This window comes from Enterobacter hormaechei ATCC 49162 (genome assembly GCF_001875655.1).
In the GTDB taxonomy this organism is placed as follows: Bacteria; Pseudomonadota; Gammaproteobacteria; order Enterobacterales; family Enterobacteriaceae; genus Enterobacter; species Enterobacter hormaechei.
Genome location: NZ_MKEQ01000001.1, coordinates 3,533,290 through 3,551,130 on the forward strand (window position 1 = coordinate 3,533,290; position 17,841 = coordinate 3,551,130).

The window sequence follows — 17,841 nt, forward strand, 5'->3', positions numbered from 1 at the left end:
GTCATACCGCCTTGTTGGGATCGAAGGCATCGCGCACGGCTTCGCCAATAAAAATCAGCAGGGAAAGCAGCACCGCCACGGAGAGGAAAGCGGCGATACCCAGCCAGGGGGCCTGAAGGTTATTTTTACCCTGCAACAGCAGTTCGCCGAGGGACGGTGAACCCAACGGTAAGCCGAAGCCGAGAAAATCGAGCGAGGTCAGGGTCGTGATGGAGCTGCACAAAATAAACGGCAGGAAGGTGAGGGTCGCCACCACCGCATTGGGTAGCATGTGGCGGAAGATGATTGCGCGATCGCTCACGCCTAACGCTTGCGCGGCGCGAATATAGTCGTAATTTCGCGTACGCAGAAACTCCGCGCGCACTACGCCGACCAGCGCCATCCAGCCGAAAAGAACGGTGATCCCGAGCAGCCACCAGAAGCCAGGCTGTACCACGCTGGACAGCAGGATAATCAGAAACAGCGTCGGCATGCCGGACCAGACTTCGATCACGCGCTGTCCCCATAAATCTATTTTACCGCCGTAATAGCCCTGCACGGCGCCCGCCACAACGCCCATCACGCTGCTAAAGAGCGTCAGCATTAGCCCAAACAGGAGCGAGATGCGGGTGCCATAGAGGATGCGCGCCAGCACATCGCCGCCGTTAGCGTCCGTGCCCAGCCAGTTTTGCGCGGAAGGCGGCGAAGGGAAGGGGGTGGACGTGGCGAAGTTAATGCTGTTCGCACCAAAACGAATCGGTGCCCAGATAGCCCAGCCGTGCTGCGCTATTTGTTCACGTAACCAGGGGTCCTGATACTCGGCTGGCGTCGCAAACGGGCCGCCAAAATCGCTTTCGCTGTAGGTGGTCAGCACCGGCACATACCAGCGGTCTTTGAAATGCACCAGCAGGGGTTTATCGTTGGCAATCAGTTCCGAACACATACTTAAGGCGAACAGGACGGCGAAGATCCACAGCGACCAGTAGCCGCGACGGTTGTGGCGAAAGCGCGCCCAGCGGGCCTGGTTGACGGGGCTTAAACGCGACATCAGCGGCCCTCAAAATCGATACGGGGATCGACCAGCGTATAGCTGATATCGCTGATGATATTCAGCAGCAGGCCGATCAGGGTGAAAATATAGAGTGTGCCAAACATCACCGGATAATCACGGGAGACGGTGGCCTCATAGCCCAGCAGTCCTAAGCCGTTGAGCGAGAACATCACTTCTATCAGCAGCGAGCCGGTAAAAAACATACTGATGAACGTGGCGGGAAAACCGGCAATCACCAGCAGCATGGCGTTACGAAACACGTGCTTCCACATGATCTGCTTTTCACCAACGCCTTTGGCGCGCGCGGTGACGACATACTGTTTGCGGATCTCATCAAGAAAGGCGTTTTTGGTTAGCATCGTAAGCGCCGCAAAACCACCAATCACCGTCGCCAGCACCGGAAGCGTAATGTGCCAGAAATAATCGGTGATTTTCTGATACCACGGCAGCGTGCTGAAATCCGCGGAGACCAGTCCGCGCAGCGGGAAGAGGTCGAAATAACTGCCGCCAGCGAAAAAGACAATCAGCAGCACGGCAAACAGAAACGCCGGGATAGCGTAGCCGATAATAATGAACGTGCTGCTCCAGATATCGAAACGGCTACCGTTGTAGACTGCTTTCCGGATCCCCAGTGGAATGGAGACCAGATAGATAATCAGCGTTCCCCACAGCCCGAGCGTGATGGAAACCGGCAGGCTTTGTTTGATCAGGGTTAACACCGAGGCACTGCGGAACAGGCTATCGCCAAAATCAAACCGGACATAATCCCACAGCATGTTGAAATAGCGCTCATGAATCGGTTTATCAAAGCCATAGCGATGGGTGATCTCGGCGATCACCTCCGGATCCAGCCCCCGACCGCCCCGGTAGTGGCTTTCGCTGATGTTACCCACTCCCGTCCGGGCATGGCTGGCCCCCATTCCTTCACCGCCGCCGCCCGGCATGCCGCCCGCATGACCAAACTCTATTGCCGCAATTGCCTGGTCCACCGGACCGCCGGGAGCAATCTGGACGATAAAAAAGTTAATGGTAATGATGGCCCACAGCGTCGGGATCACTAACAGCAGTCGGCGGATAAGATAAGCGCCCATCGTCACTCCTTAACGCCGCTCTGCGGGCAGTTTTGCGGCTTTATTCACGTCATACCACCAGGTGTCAAAGCCGAGGGTGTAAACAGGGCGAACGGCAGGGAGGGAGAATTTGTCCCAGCGGGCCAGGCGATCTTCGCCCATATACCACATCGGCAGCATGTAATAGTTCCAGGTTAATACCCGATCGAGCGCGCGGCCAAGCGGCAGAAGCTTTTCCTTATCGCCCTGAGCGGCAACAATTTTTGCAATCAGCGCATCAATTACCGGGCTCTTGACGCCCGGGGCGTTGTAGGAGGAGTCGATATAACCTGATGCCCAGGCGATTTGCAGATCTGAACTCGGCCAGGGCTGCGCGGCCCACAGGGTCTGCATCATGTCGTAATCGCGGCTGCGCTTGCGGTTGGTCAGCTGGGCCATATCGACCTGGCGGATATTCAGGGTGACGCCAAGCCGGGCAAGGTTCTTCTTGAACGGCAGCACCCACTGATCGTTTGCGCCGGAGGCGATCAGCAGTTCGAAGCTGAGCGGTTTACCGGTCTGCGCATTAACACGTTGCTGATTTTTCAGCACCCAGCCCGCGTCATCCAGCAGTTTGCTGGCCTTCAGCAGGTTTTCCCGGTCGAACCCGTTTCCGTCGGATTTGGGCGGTTCAAATACCCGGGTAAAGACTTCCGGCGGCAGCTCCGCTTTCAGCGGGGCCAGCAGTACCAGTTCATCTGCGTGGGGATAATCACGGGCGGCATATTCAGTATTCTGGAAGTAGCTGTTGGCCCGGCTGTAAGCTCCGTAAAACAGCGCTTTGTTCATCCATTCAAAATCAAACGCCAGGGTAATAGCTTCACGCACCCGACGATCGGAAAAAACAGGGCGCTGAATATTAAACGCCAGCCAGCGCGTGTCCTGCGCGGATTCGTTTTTGTGTTCGTCTTTAACGATATAGCCTTTCGCGAAATTTTTTCCGATATACCGGGTAGCCCAGTTTTTGGCGCTGCTCTCGATACGTAAATCAAACGCGCCTGCCTTAAACGCCTCGAAGGCCACGTTGTCATCGAGATAGTAGTCGTAGCGGATTGTGTCGAAGTTCCAGCGGCCTCGGTTTACCGGCAGCGCGGCTGCCCAGTAATCTTTCACGCGGGAATAGATCACATACTGGCCCATGCGCCAGTCGGTAATGCGATACGGCCCTCCGGCCAGCGGCGGGGTAGAGAGGGGATCGCTCAGCTTATGGTTTTTCCAGAAGGATTCGGGCATGACGGGCAGGGAGAACAGGCTCAGCATATTCTCTTTGTTCGGCTCAGGGAGTTCGATTCTCACGGTCAGCGGGGCGATGGCTTTCACCGTGGTGCCCTTGTACACCAGACGAAACTGCGGCACGCCTTCGGTCATGAATTTATGAAAGGTGAACGCCACGTCGCGGGCGCTAACCGACGTACCGTCGTGAAAACGCGCCCGCGGATTGATCGCGATTTCTGCCCAGCTGAAATCATCGGCGTAACGCACGTTCTCGGCAACCAGAGGATAATAGCTGCCTGGCTCGTCGTCGGAGGTAACGAACAACGTGTCATAGAGGGATTCGGTACGCGCTGCCGCCACGCCGCGCAGGGCAAAGCGGTTAAAGTTGTCAAACGTTCCGGTGGCGGCAAGCGTCACGTTTCCGCCTTTCGGGGCGGCGGGGTTGACGTAATCGTAATGGTTAAAGTTAACCGCGTACTTCGGCTCGCCAATGACGGCAAAGGCCGTGCTCTCTTTGATGGTTTGCGCCTGGCTCGACAGGCTCACCAGCGCCAACAGCGTCAACACAACGCGCATAATCATAGTGCGGCGGATCCCTTTGTTCACAGGCAGGCTCGGTTGAGGAGAATAATAAGGGACAGCGCCGTGATTGTGAAATTATTCCCCGAGCGTGATGTCGGGTTGCCACGTCCTGAACTGCTCCAGCGGCATCGGGCGGCCGATCCAGTAGCCCTGAAGATAATTCACGCCATGCTCGCGCAGCCATGCCGCCTGCTCCGGGGTTTCGACGCCCTCGGCAACTGTTAACATATTCAGGCGATCTGCCAGGGTCAGCACCGCGTCAAGCACTGGCGAGGTGACGGTTTCAGTCCCGATGGCATTCACGAATCCACGGTCAATTTTCAGAAAATCCATCGTGAAGCGTTCCAGATAGATCAGCGCGCTGTGGCCGGTGCCAAAATCATCGATGGCGATCTCAAAACCTTCATCGTGCAGCCATTCGAACAGATGGTTAGCCTCGCGGTGGTTGATCATGTCACGCTCGGTGATTTCCAGCACAATCTGGAAGTGATCGGGCGGAAGGGCGGCAGCAAACGCGCGCATATCCTCTTTAAAGCTTTCCGCATGCAGATGACCGGGCGCGATGTTGATCCCAAACTTGGCACCCGGCGGGAGCAGGGTTTGCAGGACAGGGGCATCGCGGATAATCAGGTCAAAAAGATGCAGCGTGAGCGGGACAATCAGCTTCTGCGCTTCGGCGAAATTGATAAAGGCATCCGGCGGGATTTCGCCCATCACCGGGTGCTTCCAGCGCATCAGGACTTCCAGCCCGGTCATTTTTAGCGACTGCGCACCGACGACGGGTTGATAGACCACGTAAAACTGGTCGCGCTTGATGGCCGTGAGGATCTCTTTCCCGGGATTCAGACGGATAGTGAGAATATAGAAATTCAGCACGCCCGCCGCGATACCGCAGACCAGGCCGAAAAACAGGGCGTACAGCACTTCATCCGGCGTCCAGGCGTCCGCATAGACGTGTATCGTCAGAGGCACATTTTTCAGCGTAGCGGTTCGGACAGGGATACCAGGTAAATCACGTGCCTGTACCAGCGTTCCGGACTGAGTGGATAGCGCGAAATCGCCGATGATGATGGAGATACCGGTAAACTCATCCTGTCGCGACGTGTAGAGAAGATAAGGCGTCAGGTTGATGTTAACGGAGGTAAACACGCCGCCGTCTTTCACCAGCGGGTTGCGATACCAGATGGCAATGGCGGGCTTATCCGGCAGCATCGGCGTGCCCGGCAGGAGGGCCATATCAATCGGTTTGCTGATGTGCAGCTCAGGGATAAGCGCTTCCATGGGGACGTTCATCGGGCCGGTGGCGGAAGAGCAGTAAGCATTTTTATCCCTGACCAGCAAAAAAGCGCGCACGTTTATGCTAAAGGCCGCCCGGGAGGTCAGGGCGGCACTCACTTCCTCGCAGCTGTTCAGCGTGAGTGGCTGGAGCGTATCAATCGACATTTTAAGCTCATCGAAATAGCTCTCCATGTAGACGCGTAAATCGGTAATGAGGGTATCGAATCTGACGTCTCGCTTGTGATAACTCCAGTAAAACTGTAAGGCTCCCAGAAGCAGGGCAGTGAATAACCCCGTCAGGAAACTGAGAAACAGTATCTTGCGGTTGCTGGAGAAGTAGCGGGTAAACATAGATGTCGTGATTCCTGAAATGCCGCTGGATGTCTATCAGTGTAACGGGCAAAAAAAAACACTGCCGGAGCAGTGCTTTTTTTATCGTATCGCCAGCCAAGGGATAACCAACGATACGACAGCAAATTTAACTACGGCTCAGAACGCGGCGAGCTTCGTTATAGCGCTTCTTCCAGTAAGGTTCGTTCATGCTGGAAATCGTCACACCACTGCTGGTGGAGGCATGGACAAACTGATCGTTACCGATATAGATGCCAACGTGTCGACCGGTTGAACCCGCTCTGAACAGGACTAAATCGCCCGTGCGCAGCTTAGTACGCGAAATGGATTTGCCCATTTCCTGCTGTTCATAGGTAGAACGCGGAAGGTCTAACCCAAACTGCTCACGGAAGGTACGCTGTACGAACGCGGAGCAATCGATGCCTTTCTTGGTGCTGCCGCCCAGACGGTAACGCACGCCTTTCCAGTCAGCATACTGATCCATAATGCGGGACTTCACGTCCAGATTACGTACCATATTTTCAAATTCATCCTGAGAGGCTTGCAGTGACGAGGAATCTTCCATTCCCACAACACGCGTCTCAGGATGCATATTCTTCGCGGTATTCGTTGTACTACATGCCGAAAGCAGTACCGCCACTGCAATCGCCGGGATCCCCCGCAAGATATATCTCAAAATTGGTTGAGATTTGACCATTTTGTTTGTTTTCCCTTGAAGTCCTTAACGAAAATATCGTTATAAAAATGCCAACCGTGACGAGACTAATTATCTGTTCACAATGAGACAATTCTTTATGGTGAAAACTGTGGCGCAACGCACAAAATTATTCACCATGAAAATAATTATCTCCGTGGGGCAAAACGAGTTCGAGGTTAACCGATTGCACGGGGTATTGCGAGCAAAAAAGTCCGTTTTTTTATAAGAAAATGTGATGCACAAAGTTACAGCGCAGTATTGCTCAAAATGCCGCCATTCCTGCCGGTAATCCCTGCAATTGCTTCATTTTTATCACGAATAGTATGACGGGATGATGACGGCGTTAAACGACGCCGGAGAGAAGTGCGTCAGGGATCGAAAACGATCCCTGATGAATGGTGTTAATTTTCGTTATTTATTTGTTTGCGACTTGTTTAAATTTGCCGGGAAGATAGCGATCAAAAATGCCTGTTAAGCGATCGCTCAGTGGGGTCATCAGCACCCACGGTAAACCAATCAACACCGCCGTGAGTGAGCCTACGGCGATATCTGTCAGCCAGTGTGCGCCAATCATCACCCGCGGAAATGCAAATACCACCACAATAATCAGGGCGATGGCGAACGCTTTTTTACCGAAATAGCGCAGCATGAAGCCAGCGAAAATCAGCAGCATCATACCGTGGTCGCCCGGGAAACTGTCCTTCGAGGCATCTTTGGTTGGAATATGCAGCAGTTCGCTGACGCGGTTAATATTCGGGAAAGAGAGCGAAGGGCTGGCGCGTTTAACCGGCATCAGATGTTGCGCCAGCTGGTTAATAATCACGGCCGTCAGCAGCATCACCAGGCCGATAATCAGAATACGGCGACGACCCGTTTTGTCTTCTTTCAGCCAGAAGGAGAGCATCAGACAGCCCATTGCCAGCAGCGAACAGCCGTCAAACGCGCGGTTGTTGGTGATTGCCACCAGCCACAGGAAAGCCTCACTCTTCGCCAGCGCCTGGTTAAAGAAGTGGAAAAGCCCGGAATCCAGCGGGAACCAGAAACCGTGATTCGCCGGGATATACCAGGAGAAAAAGAGCGCCAGACCGGCAGCATTGAGTAATAAAATAGCAGGAAGTCGAGTCGTCATAGTCTTCAGCAGTGTGTGAAATCAGGGGCAACGTTAGCCGCCCAAACTTAAACGAAGCTTCAACAGGCCTGACTGGAGGGCATTCCAGTCGGTATTAACCGCACTAATTAACTCTATCCGGCTGTCGGGTGGCGCGACGTTCTGGGTTTCTATAAAGAAATCTTCGCCCTGACGGTTAATGCGCACCAGACCATCCGGAGTGCGCATGATCCCTTTCACCCGCTCAACCGGCGCCAGTCTCGCCCATTCCAGTATACCAATGGTGTCGAAAACCGTATCGGCATCGAAGATCCACCCGCATGCCTGGTGCCCCTGGCCGCTGTTCAGGTTACGACGCCAGCGCTGATGTTCCGGCAGGCTCAGTGCAGCCAGACCTTGTTTCGCCCCGTGGCTATGCGAATGCTCTGCGCTGGCAGGCAGTTGCGTCTGGTTGAGGCGGGGAAGGTCAAGCAGGGCGTCATCAATGTTTCCCTGAGTCGTCTGAACATACTGGCGTCCACCGCCTGCCTGCTGCCACCAGGACTCGAACGCGGCCTGACTCTCAGCCGTCGCACGATCGGATTTATTCGCCACGATGATATCTGCCGAGGCGAGCTGGTCGCGGAAATTGTCGTTATTGATCGCTTTTTCATCCAGCAGCTGGCGGGGGTCGAGCAGGCAAAGCGTCGCACGCAGCTCAAGCCACGGCTCGTATACCGGGGCGGTCAGTAAATCAAGGATTTGCTTCGGATGACCCAGCCCGGTAGGCTCAATCAGCAGACGGTCCGGCTTGCCCTGACGCAGCAGCGTATTAAGCCCGACCTGCATCGGCAGGCCATTCACGCAGCACATACACCCGCCCGGGATCTCTTTCACCATCGCGCCGCTGTCGGCGAGCAACGCACCGTCGATCCCCACTTCGCCAAATTCGTTTACCAGCACGGCCCATTTTTCCGCCGGATCTTTATTGGCCAGCAAATGCAGAATGGACGTAGTTTTACCGCTGCCGAGAAAACCGGTGATCAGGTTGGTTTTGGTCACGTGCGCTCCGATAAATAATTGTGATGTAGTAACAACTATCTATCATCCTGACGAAAAAAACGGGCATTGAGAAGAGGGAGGGCGAACGGAGCGCAAAACCGTTCGCCTTAATTGCAATAATCGCTAAATTTTTAACGTTTCGATAACCGCCTGGCGCGCGCCGAGCCGGACGAGGCGCTGATACGCCTCGCTAATCGCCTCGACAAAGGCAGGGTTTTGCGGCAGGTCGTCGCCAAAGATTTCATTTAGCGTCAGCAGGGCGCTAACGCGTTCCGCGTCGCTGCTGGTCGCGACAATGGCCTGAAACTTTTCGCTCAGAGGATCGCGCACGTCAATGGCGTTGCCCTGTTCGTCCGTACCGCTGACGTAGCGCATCCAGCCCGCCACCCCCAGCGCCAGCAGTGGCCAGGCGGTGTTACGCTCAAGAAGCATGCGGATGCCATCCAGCATGCGTTGAGGCAGCTTCTGGCTGCCGTCCATGGCGATTTGCCATGTGCGATGCTGTAGCGCCGGGTTGGCAAAGCGGTCAAGCAGGCTGTCAGCATAGGCCGTCAGATCAACGTTGGTGATGCGCAGCGTAGGGGCCTGCTCATTCAGCATCAGCCTGCGGGCGGCTTCGCGGAAACTGTCGTCCTGCATGCATTCATTAATGTGCGCGTAGCCAGCAAGGTAGCCCAGATAAGCGAGGAAGGAGTGGCTGCCGTTCAGCATCCGCAGCTTCATCTGTTCCCAGGGCAGAACATCCTCAACCATCTGTACGCCTGCAACTTCCCACTCCGGACGCCCGGCGACAAAGTTATCTTCCACCACCCACTGAATGAACGGTTCACAGCTGATGGCGCAGGGATCTTCAACGCCAAGTTCCCGGGTGATTTCCGCGAGTGAGGCGTCAGTAGCGGCAGGTACAATGCGGTCGACCATGGTGCCGGGGAAACTCACGTGGGTCTCAATCCAACCCGCCAGCTCTGCGGAACGCTTCCCGGCCATGCCGAGAACGGCGTTTTTCACCACGTGGCCATTGTCGGGAATATTGTCGCAGGAGAGCACGGTAAACGCTGGCAGGCCACGTTCGCGGCGGCGATGAAGCGCTTCGACCAGAATACCCGGTGCGGAATGCGGCTCAGACGGATGCTCCAGATCGTGAAGGATGCGGCTGTTTTGCATATCCAGTTTCCCCGTCGCCGGATCGATGCAGTAGCCTTTTTCGGTAATGGTGAGGGAGACAATTGCCACCTGCGGTTCGCAGAACTTCTCAATAATGGCGGCCAGCGAGTCGAGTTTTGCGTTCAGGCACTCTTTTACCGCGCCAATAATGATGGGCTGATTGCCTTCGGCACCTTTCTCCAGCACGGTAAACAGATGATCCTGCGCCCGGAGCTGGCCCATGAGGACATCGCCGCTAAAGAGGCTAATCTCACAAATTCCCCAGTCGCCTCCTTTGGCGTTCAGTACCCGGTTTGTTAACAACGCCTGGTGCGCCCGGTGGAACGCGCCAAAGCCGAAATGGACGATGCGGGAGCGTAACGGCGCGCGATCGTAGCGGGGCAGCTGAACATGCGCAGGAAGCGCGGTGGAGGCAATAGTCTTCATGAAGTACACACCTGATTAACCATTAATTAACAATGCCAGTGTAAAGTTATATGACAACAAATTAAATTGGTAAGCCGTAAATATCCCGGTTATGTGAGTTTGATCAATCAATGTCGCGCACTGTATTGACCGCCTTAATTAAACATGTATGGTAGTCGTCATTGAAGTAACACGTATTGGTATAACAACTTGAGAGGGTGGGGCAATGGAACAAACCTGGCGTTGGTACGGGCCGAACGATCCGGTTTCTCTTGATGATGTGCGTCAGGCTGGCGCAACGGGTGTGGTCACGGCGCTGCATCATATTCCGAACGGCCAGGTGTGGCCGGTGGAAGAAATTCAAAAGCGTCAGGCACAGCTGGCTGAAAAAGGGTTAACCTGGTCTGTTGTGGAAAGTATTCCGGTTCACGAAGATATCAAAACCCACTCCGGTGAGTGTGACACCTGGATTGCGAATTATCAGCAGAGCATTCGTAACCTGGCAGCCTGCGGCATTGATACCGTCTGCTACAACTTTATGCCAATTCTGGACTGGACGCGTACGGACCTGGAATATGAAATGGCAGACGGTTCGAAAGCGCTGCGCTTCGATCAAATCGCCTTTGCGGCTTTCGAGCTGCACATTCTGAAGCGTCCGGGAGCGGAAGCAGACTACACCGCCGAAGAGCAGCAGCAGGCGCTGGCGTGGTTCAATGCCGCCAGTGAAGCGGACATTGAGAAGCTGGTTCGCAATATCATCGCGGGCCTGCCGGGGGCGGAAGAGGGGTATACCCTCGATCAGTTCCGCGCGCGTCTGGCGGAATATGGCGATATCGATAAAAACCAGCTGCGTGAAAACATGGCGCACTTCCTGCGCGCTATCGTGCCGGTGGCAGAAGAGGCTGGCGTGCGGCTGGCGGTTCACCCGGACGATCCACCGCGCCCTATCCTTGGCCTGCCGCGTATCGTGTCGACCATTGAAGATATGCAGTGGCTGAAAGAGACGGTAGACAGCATCTACAACGGCTACACCATGTGTACCGGCTCGTACGGCGTGCGGGCGGATAACGATCTGGTGCGGATGATCGAAACCTTCGGCGATCGCATTCATTTCACCCACCTGCGTGCAACCTGCCGTGAAGAGAACCCGAAAACCTTCCACGAAGCAGCCCATCTTGGCGGCGACGTGAACATGGTTGCGGTGGTGGATGCCATTCTTGCTGAAGAGGTCCGTCGTAAGCAGGCGGGGGATGTACGTCCTATTCCGTTCCGTCCGGATCACGGGCACCAGATGCTGGACGATCTGCGCAAGAAAACGAACCCAGGGTATTCGGCGATTGGCCGTCTGAAAGGGATGGCGGAAGTGCGCGGTATCGAGCTGGCGCTGAAGATGACGAAGTATCCGGAGCTTCTGTAAGCTCTGTTGCCCGGTGACGCTGCGCTTACCCGACCTACAAAAATACAAAAACCGGCCTGAGAGCCGGTTTTTGTATTTTTGTAGGTCGGGTAAGGCGAAGCCGCCACCCGACAAAAGCCACAATCAGTCAGCACGACCCATATAACGTTTTTCTTCGATATGGATGCGGATTTTCTCGCCCGCTGAAAGGTATTCTGGCACCTGTACGACCAGACCGGTAGTCAGGGTAGCCGGTTTGTTACGCGCGCTTGCAGACGCACCTTTGATGCCCGGTGCCGTTTCAACGATTTCCAGATCAACAGTCTGCGGCAGCTCCAGCGCCAGCAGCACGCCATCCCAGGTCAGCACCTGCATGTCTGGCATCCCACCTTCAGGAATAAACAGCAGCTCTTCTTCGATCTGATCTTTGGTGAAGATATACGGGGTGTAATCCTCTTTATCCATGAACACGTATTCGTTGCCGTCGATATAAGAAAAATCAACGTAGCGACGGGTCAGGGTCACGGTATCTACGATGTCGTCGCCTTTAAAACGTTCTTCCACTTTCAGGCCGGTACGGACATCGGAGAAACGCATTTTGTACAGCGTTGCTGCGCCACGGGCGCTGGGTGCCTGAATGTCGATATCTTTCACAATCAGCAGTTTGCCGTTGTAATTCAGTACCATACCTTTCTTAATTTCGTTCGCTCTTGGCATTGCAGTAATCCTGTTTACGGGAGGTAAAAAATATCGCGCCAAATTACTCGCGCGCGGCCTTTCAGGCAAGCGGAATTCGTGGCTTTTGCTATCAATACATAAAAGGTGTTACTGTGCGCGCAATGCCCGACTGCGCGGGCATCTGCCACCAACAGAGAGCATGTATGGATTGTCGTTCCGACTGTGGCGCGTGCTGTACCGCACCGTCCATCTCAAGCCCCATTCCAGGCATGCCGGAGGGCAAGCCTGCCAATACCCGCTGCGTTCAGCTTTCGGATTCAAACCTGTGCATGATCTTTGGCTCGCCCCTGCGTCCGAAGGTGTGCTCCGGGCTCCAGCCAACCGCCGAAATGTGCGGCAGTACGCGCCAGCAGGCCATCACTTATCTGCTTGAGCAGGAGGCGCTCACCGCGCCTTAAACGTCTTTGATCCGCGTCAGGCAGCTTAGTGTCAGGACGCACATCACCAGCGCAATCCAGAACACCGTATGATAGTTCCAGATTTCAGCCACAACGCCCGCCAGTGAGCCTGCAATAATCCAGCCCACACGGGTGGTATTAGTATAAAGGGTAGTGGCGGCACCTGCCTGACCCGGCATCAGATCCTGGAAATAGAGCATACCGATACCGGCCAGAATGCCGATATAAATGGCGTTCAGCAGCTGTAAAGCAAGTAGCAGGGCTGGCGTATGAACCGTCAGCATACCGACGTAAAACAGCAGCCCGGCAACGGCGGCGACGCGCATCAAAAAGCGCTTCCCGAAACGCTTCGCGTAATAGCCCGCAATCAGCATGGTGGGGATCTCAAGCCCCGCGGCGGTACCCATCATGATCCCGGCCAGCTTCTCCGGCAGATGCAGTTCATCAATAATAAACAGGGGCATATTAATGATATAGAGACTGTTGGTTCCCCACATCAGCGTGCAGATAATGAATAACAGCAGCGCGTCGCGGCGGTTGCGTCGCGGGGCTTCCAGCGTACCGGTCGCCACTTTCGGCTCTTTGCGCATGGAGGGCAGAAAGAACCAGACCATCGCGCCGCACACCACGAAAGCCACCGCTGCGCTGAGGTACATCACCGTAAAGCCAAAACCCATCGCCAGCGCGTAGGCGAGCGGGGGACCAATCACCCATGCCAGCGACACCTGTGCACGCAGTATTGAGCTGAACATCACCGCTTCCCGCCCGGTGCGGTCGGCATGCTCGCGGGCAAGGGCAAACATTTGCGGGTTGGCGGTCGAGCCGAAACTGCTCAGAAAGACGCCCACAAACAGCAGAATGAAGTAGTTACGATTCCAGGCAAACAGCAGGCAGGCAAACACCCCGAGCAGGCAGCAAAAAACGATCAGGCTTTTGCGATCGCCTTTGCGGTCTGAGCGACCGGCAAGAAACTGGCTGACGAAAATGCCAATGATGGCGCTTCCGGTAAAAAAGAAGCCGACCATCGCCGGGCGCGCGTGGACCTCGTTGGTCAGAAACAGGCTCAGCGTAGGCGTTTGTAACGCACCGGCAATACCGGTGAGGAAAGCAACAATCAAAAACGCCGTTGACGTCAAATCAAAGGGCTTTGGTGAGGCGGCAGCGGGATTGTTATGCATGTTCAGTACTTGCGAATGACAGAGAGAGGCGGAGTTTACGCCGCCCGTCATTAAATAAACAGAGGGTAAAGTCAAGATTGCTACAAAAAATCAAAATGCCATTTCAGTTTATTGATTTGACGCTGAACCGTGCTGAAGCCGTTTGCTGAACGTCAGCAAAATCCCCCCGACTGAAGAAGAAATGTGCTGCACTTCTAAATTCTGCAACAAGAAACGTAACTTTTCTTGCAACCTTTAATAGAAAAGACAAGACTTCTTGAAACGTTTCAGCGCTATCTTGCATGTTCTGTTGAAGCAGGTTAGCGCCTATTTTCTCAGTTAAGCTGAAACGATTCAATTTCAGCAGGAGAGGAGAACCATGTTCCAGTTATCTGTTCAGGATATCCACCCGGGCGAACAGGCCGGGAATAAAGAAGAGGCTATTCACCAGGTCGCCGCTGCTCTCGTGCAGGCTGGCAACGTGGCGGACGGCTATGTTAACGGCATGCTGGCGCGCGAACAGCAGACCTCCACCTTCCTCGGTAACGGTATTGCTATTCCGCACGGCACCACGGACACCCGCGATCAGGTGCTGAAAACCGGCGTACAGGTTTACCAGTTCCCGCAGGGCGTGCTCTGGGGCGAGGGCCAGGTGGCTTACGTGGCGATTGGCATCGCGGCCAGCGGTGACGAACACCTGGGCCTGCTGCGTCAGCTGACGCACGTGCTGAGCGATGATGCCGTCGCGGAACAGCTTAAATCCGCCACCACTGCTGAAGAGCTGCGCGCCCTGCTGATGGGCGAAAAACAGAGCGAAGCGCTGAAGCTGGATAATGAAACCCTGACGCTGGACGTCGTTGCATCCGATCTGGTCACCCTCCAGGCGCTGAACGCGGCGCGCCTGAAAGAGGTGGGCGCGGCAGATGCCGGTTTCGTTTCACGCACCATCAATGATAAGCCACTGAATCTCGGTCAGGGCATCTGGCTGAACGACAGTGCTGAAGGCAACCTGCGTAGCGCTATCGCGGTCAGCCGCGCTGCGGTTGCCTTTGAGACAGATGGCGAACGCGCCGCGATGCTGGTAACGGTTGCGATGACAGACGATCAGCCGGTTTCCGTACTGAAGCGTCTGGGCGATCTGCTGCTGAACAACAAAGCTGAAAAATTGCTGAACGCCGATGCGGCGACCGTACTGGCTCTGCTGACCAGCGACGATGCGCTGACGGACGACCTGCTGAGCGCAGAGTACGTGGTGCGTAACGAACACGGCCTGCATGCCCGTCCGGGCACCATGCTGGTGAATACCATTAAACAATTTGAAAGTGAGATCACCGTGACCAATCTGGACGGTTCGGGTAAACCAGCCAACGGCCGTAGCCTGATGAAAGTCGTCGCGCTGGGCGTGAAGAAAGGCCATCGCCTGCGCTTCACCGCGCAGGGTGCGGATGCTGAACAGGCGCTGAAAGCGATTGGCGACGCCATCGCGGCCGGTCTGGGGGAGGGCGCATAATGAGCAGACGTGTTGCGACCATTACGCTGAACCCGGCATACGATCTGGTGGGCTTTTGCCCGGAAATTGAGCGTGGCGAAGTTAACCTGGTGCGGACGACCGGCCTGCATGCCGCAGGGAAAGGGATTAACGTGGCGAAGGTGCTGAAAGATCTCGGCATCGACGTGACCGTTGGTGGCTTCCTCGGTAAAGACAACCAGGACGGTTTTCAGCAGTTGTTCAGTGAACTGGGCATCGCTAACCGTTTTCAGGTTGTGCAGGGCCGTACCCGCATCAACGTTAAACTGACCGAAAAAGACGGTGAAGTGACCGATCTGAACTTCTCCGGCTTCGAAGTCACCCCGGCTGACTGGGAGCGCTTTGTTGCCGATTCCCTGAGCTGGCTGGGACAGTTTGACATGGTATGCGTCAGCGGCAGTCTGCCGTCCGGCGTCAGCCCGGAAGCATTCACCGACTGGATGACACGCCTGCGCAGCCAGTGCCCATGCATTATTTTCGACAGCAGCCGCGACGCGCTGGTCGCCGGTCTGAAAGCCTCGCCATGGCTGGTTAAGCCTAACCGTCGTGAGCTGGAGATCTGGGCGGGCCGTAAGCTGCCAGAATTAAAGGATGTGATTGACGCTGCCCATGCGCTGCGCGAGCAAGGTATTGCTCACGTCGTGATTTCGCTGGGCGCAGAAGGTGCCCTGTGGGTTAACGCCTCCGGGGAGTGGATTGCCAAACCGCCGTCAATGGAAGTGGTGAGCACCGTTGGCGCAGGGGATTCGATGGTTGGCGGCCTGATTTACGGCCTGCTGATGCGTGAATCCAGTGAACATACCTTACGTCTTGCTACCGCCGTTGCGGCCCTGGCCGTGAGCCAGAGCAATGTCGGCATTACCGATCGTACCCAGTTGGCCGCGATGATGGCGCGCGTTGACTTAAAACCTTTTAACTAACAGCAGGAGAGGAATAATGAAAACGCTGCTGATCATTGACTCCGGTCTCGGACAGGCTCGTGCCTATATGGCAAAGACCCTGCTGGGCGCGGCGGCACAAAAAGCGCACCTGGATATCATTGATAACCCGGGTGATGCTGAAATGGCGATCGTTCTGGGCGACAAAATCCCTGCGGACAGTGCCCTGAACGGCAAAAAAGTGTGGCTGGGCGATATTAATCGCGCGGTGGCACACCCTGAACTGTTTCTGAGCGAAGCAAAAGGCCATGCGACTGTTTACAGCGCGCCTGTTGAGGCGGCGCCGGTTGCTGCCACGGGTCCGAAACGCATTGTTGCGGTCACGGCCTGCCCGACAGGCGTGGCGCATACCTTTATGGCGGCTGAAGCCATTGAAACCGAAGCGAAAAAACGCGGCTGGTGGGTAAAAGTTGAAACGCGCGGCTCCGTGGGCGCGGGCAATGCCATTACGCCGGAAGAGGTGGCAGAAGCCGATCTGGTGATTGTGGCGGCCGATATCGAAGTGGATCTGGCGAAGTTTGCCGGCAAGCCGATGTACCGCACCTCTACCGGCCTGGCGCTGAAAAAAACCGCGCAGGAATTTGATAAAGCGCTGGCGGAAGCCAAACCTTATCAGCCAACCGGTGCGGCTAAAACGTCTGGCGAAGGCAAGAAAGAGTCTGCGGGTGCTTATCGTCACCTGTTAACGGGGGTTTCCTACATGCTGCCGATGGTGGTGGCGGGCGGCCTGTGTATTGCGCTCTCCTTCGCCTTTGGTATCGAAGCCTTTAAAGAGCAGGGCACGCTGGCGGCGGCGTTGATGCAGATTGGCGGCGGCTCCGCGTTTGCGCTGATGGTGCCAGTGCTGGCGGGCTTTATCGCCTTCTCGATTGCTGACCGTCCGGGTCTGACGCCGGGTCTTATCGGCGGTATGCTGGCCGTGAGCACCGGTTCCGGCTTTATCGGCGGTATCATCGCCGGTTTCCTCGCCGGTTATGTGGCGAAGCTGATTAGCTCGAAGCTGAAGCTGCCGCAAAGTATGGAGGCGCTGAAACCAATCCTGATCATCCCGTTGATTTCCAGCCTGGTGGTCGGCCTGGCGATGATTTACCTGATTGGTAAACCGGTTGCGGGCATTCTGGAAGGTCTGACCCACTGGCTGCAAACCATGGGGACGGCGAACGCGGTGCTGCTGGGCGCAATCCTCGGCGGTATGATGTGTACTGACATGGGTGGTCCGGTTAACAAAGCGGCATATGCCTTTGGCGTTGGCCTGCTGAGTACCCAGACCTATGCGCCGATGGCGGCGATCATGGCGGCAGGTATGGTGCCACCGCTGGCGCTAGGCCTGGCGACAATCATTGCCCGTCGCAAGTTCGATAAAGCGCAGCAGGAAGGCGGCAAAGCGGCGCTGGTGCTGGGCCTGTGCTTCATCACCGAAGGCGCAATCCCGTTTGCGGCGCGTGATCCAATGCGTGTTCTGCCATGCTGTATCGTCGGCGGCGCGGTAACGGGGGCTATCTCCATGGCGGTAGGTGCGAAACTGATGGCACCACACGGCGGTCTGTTCGTTCTGCTGATCCCAGGCGCCATCACGCCGGTGCTGGGTTATCTGCTGGCGATTGTTGTCGGTACGCTGGTGGCGGGTCTGTCTTACGCGGTGCTGAAGCGCCCGGAAGCGGACGTGGTTGCTAAAGCAGCGTAAAAAGGTGTCGGGTGGCGGCTTC

Annotated in this window: 15 protein-coding genes; 5 read left to right on the plus strand and 10 right to left on the minus strand. The window is 55.8% G+C overall.

The window, feature by feature from the left end:
• Position 1: 1 nt before the first annotated feature.
• The 8 genes from BH712_RS17520 to BH712_RS17555 all read right to left on the minus strand — a co-directional run bounded on the left by BH712_RS17520 (position 2) and on the right by BH712_RS17555 (position 10,001).
• On the minus strand, positions 2-1,027 hold the full coding sequence (locus tag BH712_RS17520) for an ABC transporter permease (protein WP_006811325.1): 1,026 nt from the start codon (positions 1,025-1,027) through the stop codon (positions 2-4).
• Positions 1,027-2,121 (minus strand): microcin C ABC transporter permease YejB, encoded by a 1,095-nt coding sequence (locus BH712_RS17525; RefSeq protein WP_006811324.1) that lies wholly within the window; start codon positions 2,119-2,121, stop codon positions 1,027-1,029. Before BH712_RS17525 ends, BH712_RS17520 begins: the two co-directional genes overlap by 1 nt.
• Positions 2,122-2,130: 9 nt before the next feature.
• Positions 2,131-3,936 carry an extracellular solute-binding protein gene (locus BH712_RS17530; protein ID WP_006811323.1) on the minus strand — a complete coding sequence of 602 codons (1,806 nt, stop codon included), beginning with the start codon at positions 3,934-3,936 and terminating at the stop codon, positions 2,131-2,133.
• Between the two features lie 75 nt (positions 3,937-4,011).
• A complete protein-coding gene (locus tag BH712_RS17535; RefSeq protein WP_006811322.1) occupies positions 4,012-5,565 on the minus strand; it encodes a cyclic di-GMP phosphodiesterase in 1,554 nt (517 codons plus the stop codon).
• A 127-nt stretch (positions 5,566-5,692) separates the two neighbouring features.
• Positions 5,693-6,262 carry a bifunctional murein DD-endopeptidase/murein LD-carboxypeptidase gene (gene mepS, locus BH712_RS17540; protein ID WP_003859364.1) on the minus strand — a complete coding sequence of 190 codons (570 nt, stop codon included), beginning with the start codon at positions 6,260-6,262 and terminating at the stop codon, positions 5,693-5,695.
• A gap of 415 nt (positions 6,263-6,677) precedes the next feature.
• A complete protein-coding gene (locus tag BH712_RS17545) occupies positions 6,678-7,391 on the minus strand; it encodes a phosphatase PAP2 family protein (protein ID WP_006811320.1) in 714 nt (237 codons plus the stop codon).
• 33 nt (positions 7,392-7,424) lie between these two features.
• The gene (locus tag BH712_RS17550; protein WP_006811319.1) at positions 7,425-8,411 is read right to left on the minus strand and encodes a CobW family GTP-binding protein; all 987 of its coding nucleotides are present in this window, start codon (positions 8,409-8,411) and stop codon (positions 7,425-7,427) included.
• Between the two features lie 123 nt (positions 8,412-8,534).
• Positions 8,535-10,001, minus strand: a complete 1,467-nt coding sequence (locus tag BH712_RS17555) for a mannitol dehydrogenase family protein (protein ID WP_006811318.1) — start codon at positions 9,999-10,001, stop codon at positions 8,535-8,537.
• Positions 10,002-10,206: 205 nt separating this feature from the next.
• Between BH712_RS17555 and uxuA the strand changes: the two genes are divergently transcribed.
• Positions 10,207-11,397 (plus strand): mannonate dehydratase, encoded by a 1,191-nt coding sequence (gene uxuA, locus BH712_RS17560; protein ID WP_006811317.1) that lies wholly within the window; start codon positions 10,207-10,209, stop codon positions 11,395-11,397.
• Between the two features lie 123 nt (positions 11,398-11,520).
• On the opposite strand, the gene yeiP is transcribed toward uxuA, so the two are convergent.
• Positions 11,521-12,093 (minus strand): elongation factor P-like protein YeiP, encoded by a 573-nt coding sequence (yeiP, locus tag BH712_RS17565; RefSeq protein WP_003859355.1) that lies wholly within the window; start codon positions 12,091-12,093, stop codon positions 11,521-11,523.
• Positions 12,094-12,257: 164 nt separating this feature from the next.
• Between yeiP and BH712_RS17570 the strand changes: the two genes are divergently transcribed.
• Positions 12,258-12,512, plus strand: a complete 255-nt coding sequence (locus tag BH712_RS17570) for a zinc/iron-chelating domain-containing protein (protein WP_032673964.1) — start codon at positions 12,258-12,260, stop codon at positions 12,510-12,512.
• On the opposite strand, the gene setB is transcribed toward BH712_RS17570, so the two are convergent.
• Complete coding sequence (gene setB, locus BH712_RS17575; protein WP_006811315.1) at positions 12,509-13,690, minus strand: sugar efflux transporter SetB; 1,182 nt, start codon at positions 13,688-13,690, stop codon at positions 12,509-12,511. The genes BH712_RS17570 and setB overlap by 4 nt on opposite strands.
• Positions 13,691-14,048: 358 nt before the next feature.
• Between setB and fruB the strand changes: the two genes are divergently transcribed.
• The 3 genes from fruB to fruA are packed head-to-tail and all read left to right on the plus strand — an operon-like array spanning position 14,049 to position 17,819.
• Positions 14,049-15,179: a fused PTS fructose transporter subunit IIA/HPr protein gene (gene fruB, locus BH712_RS17580; protein WP_006811314.1), complete on the plus strand. Its 1,131-nt coding sequence runs from the start codon at positions 14,049-14,051 to the stop codon at positions 15,177-15,179.
• Complete coding sequence (gene fruK / locus BH712_RS17585; protein ID WP_006811313.1) at positions 15,179-16,117, plus strand: 1-phosphofructokinase; 939 nt, start codon at positions 15,179-15,181, stop codon at positions 16,115-16,117. Before fruB ends, fruK begins: the two co-directional genes overlap by 1 nt.
• A 16-nt stretch (positions 16,118-16,133) precedes the next feature.
• Complete coding sequence (fruA, locus tag BH712_RS17590; protein ID WP_006811312.1) at positions 16,134-17,819, plus strand: PTS fructose transporter subunit IIBC; 1,686 nt, start codon at positions 16,134-16,136, stop codon at positions 17,817-17,819.
• The last annotated feature ends 22 nt before the right edge of the window (positions 17,820-17,841 follow it).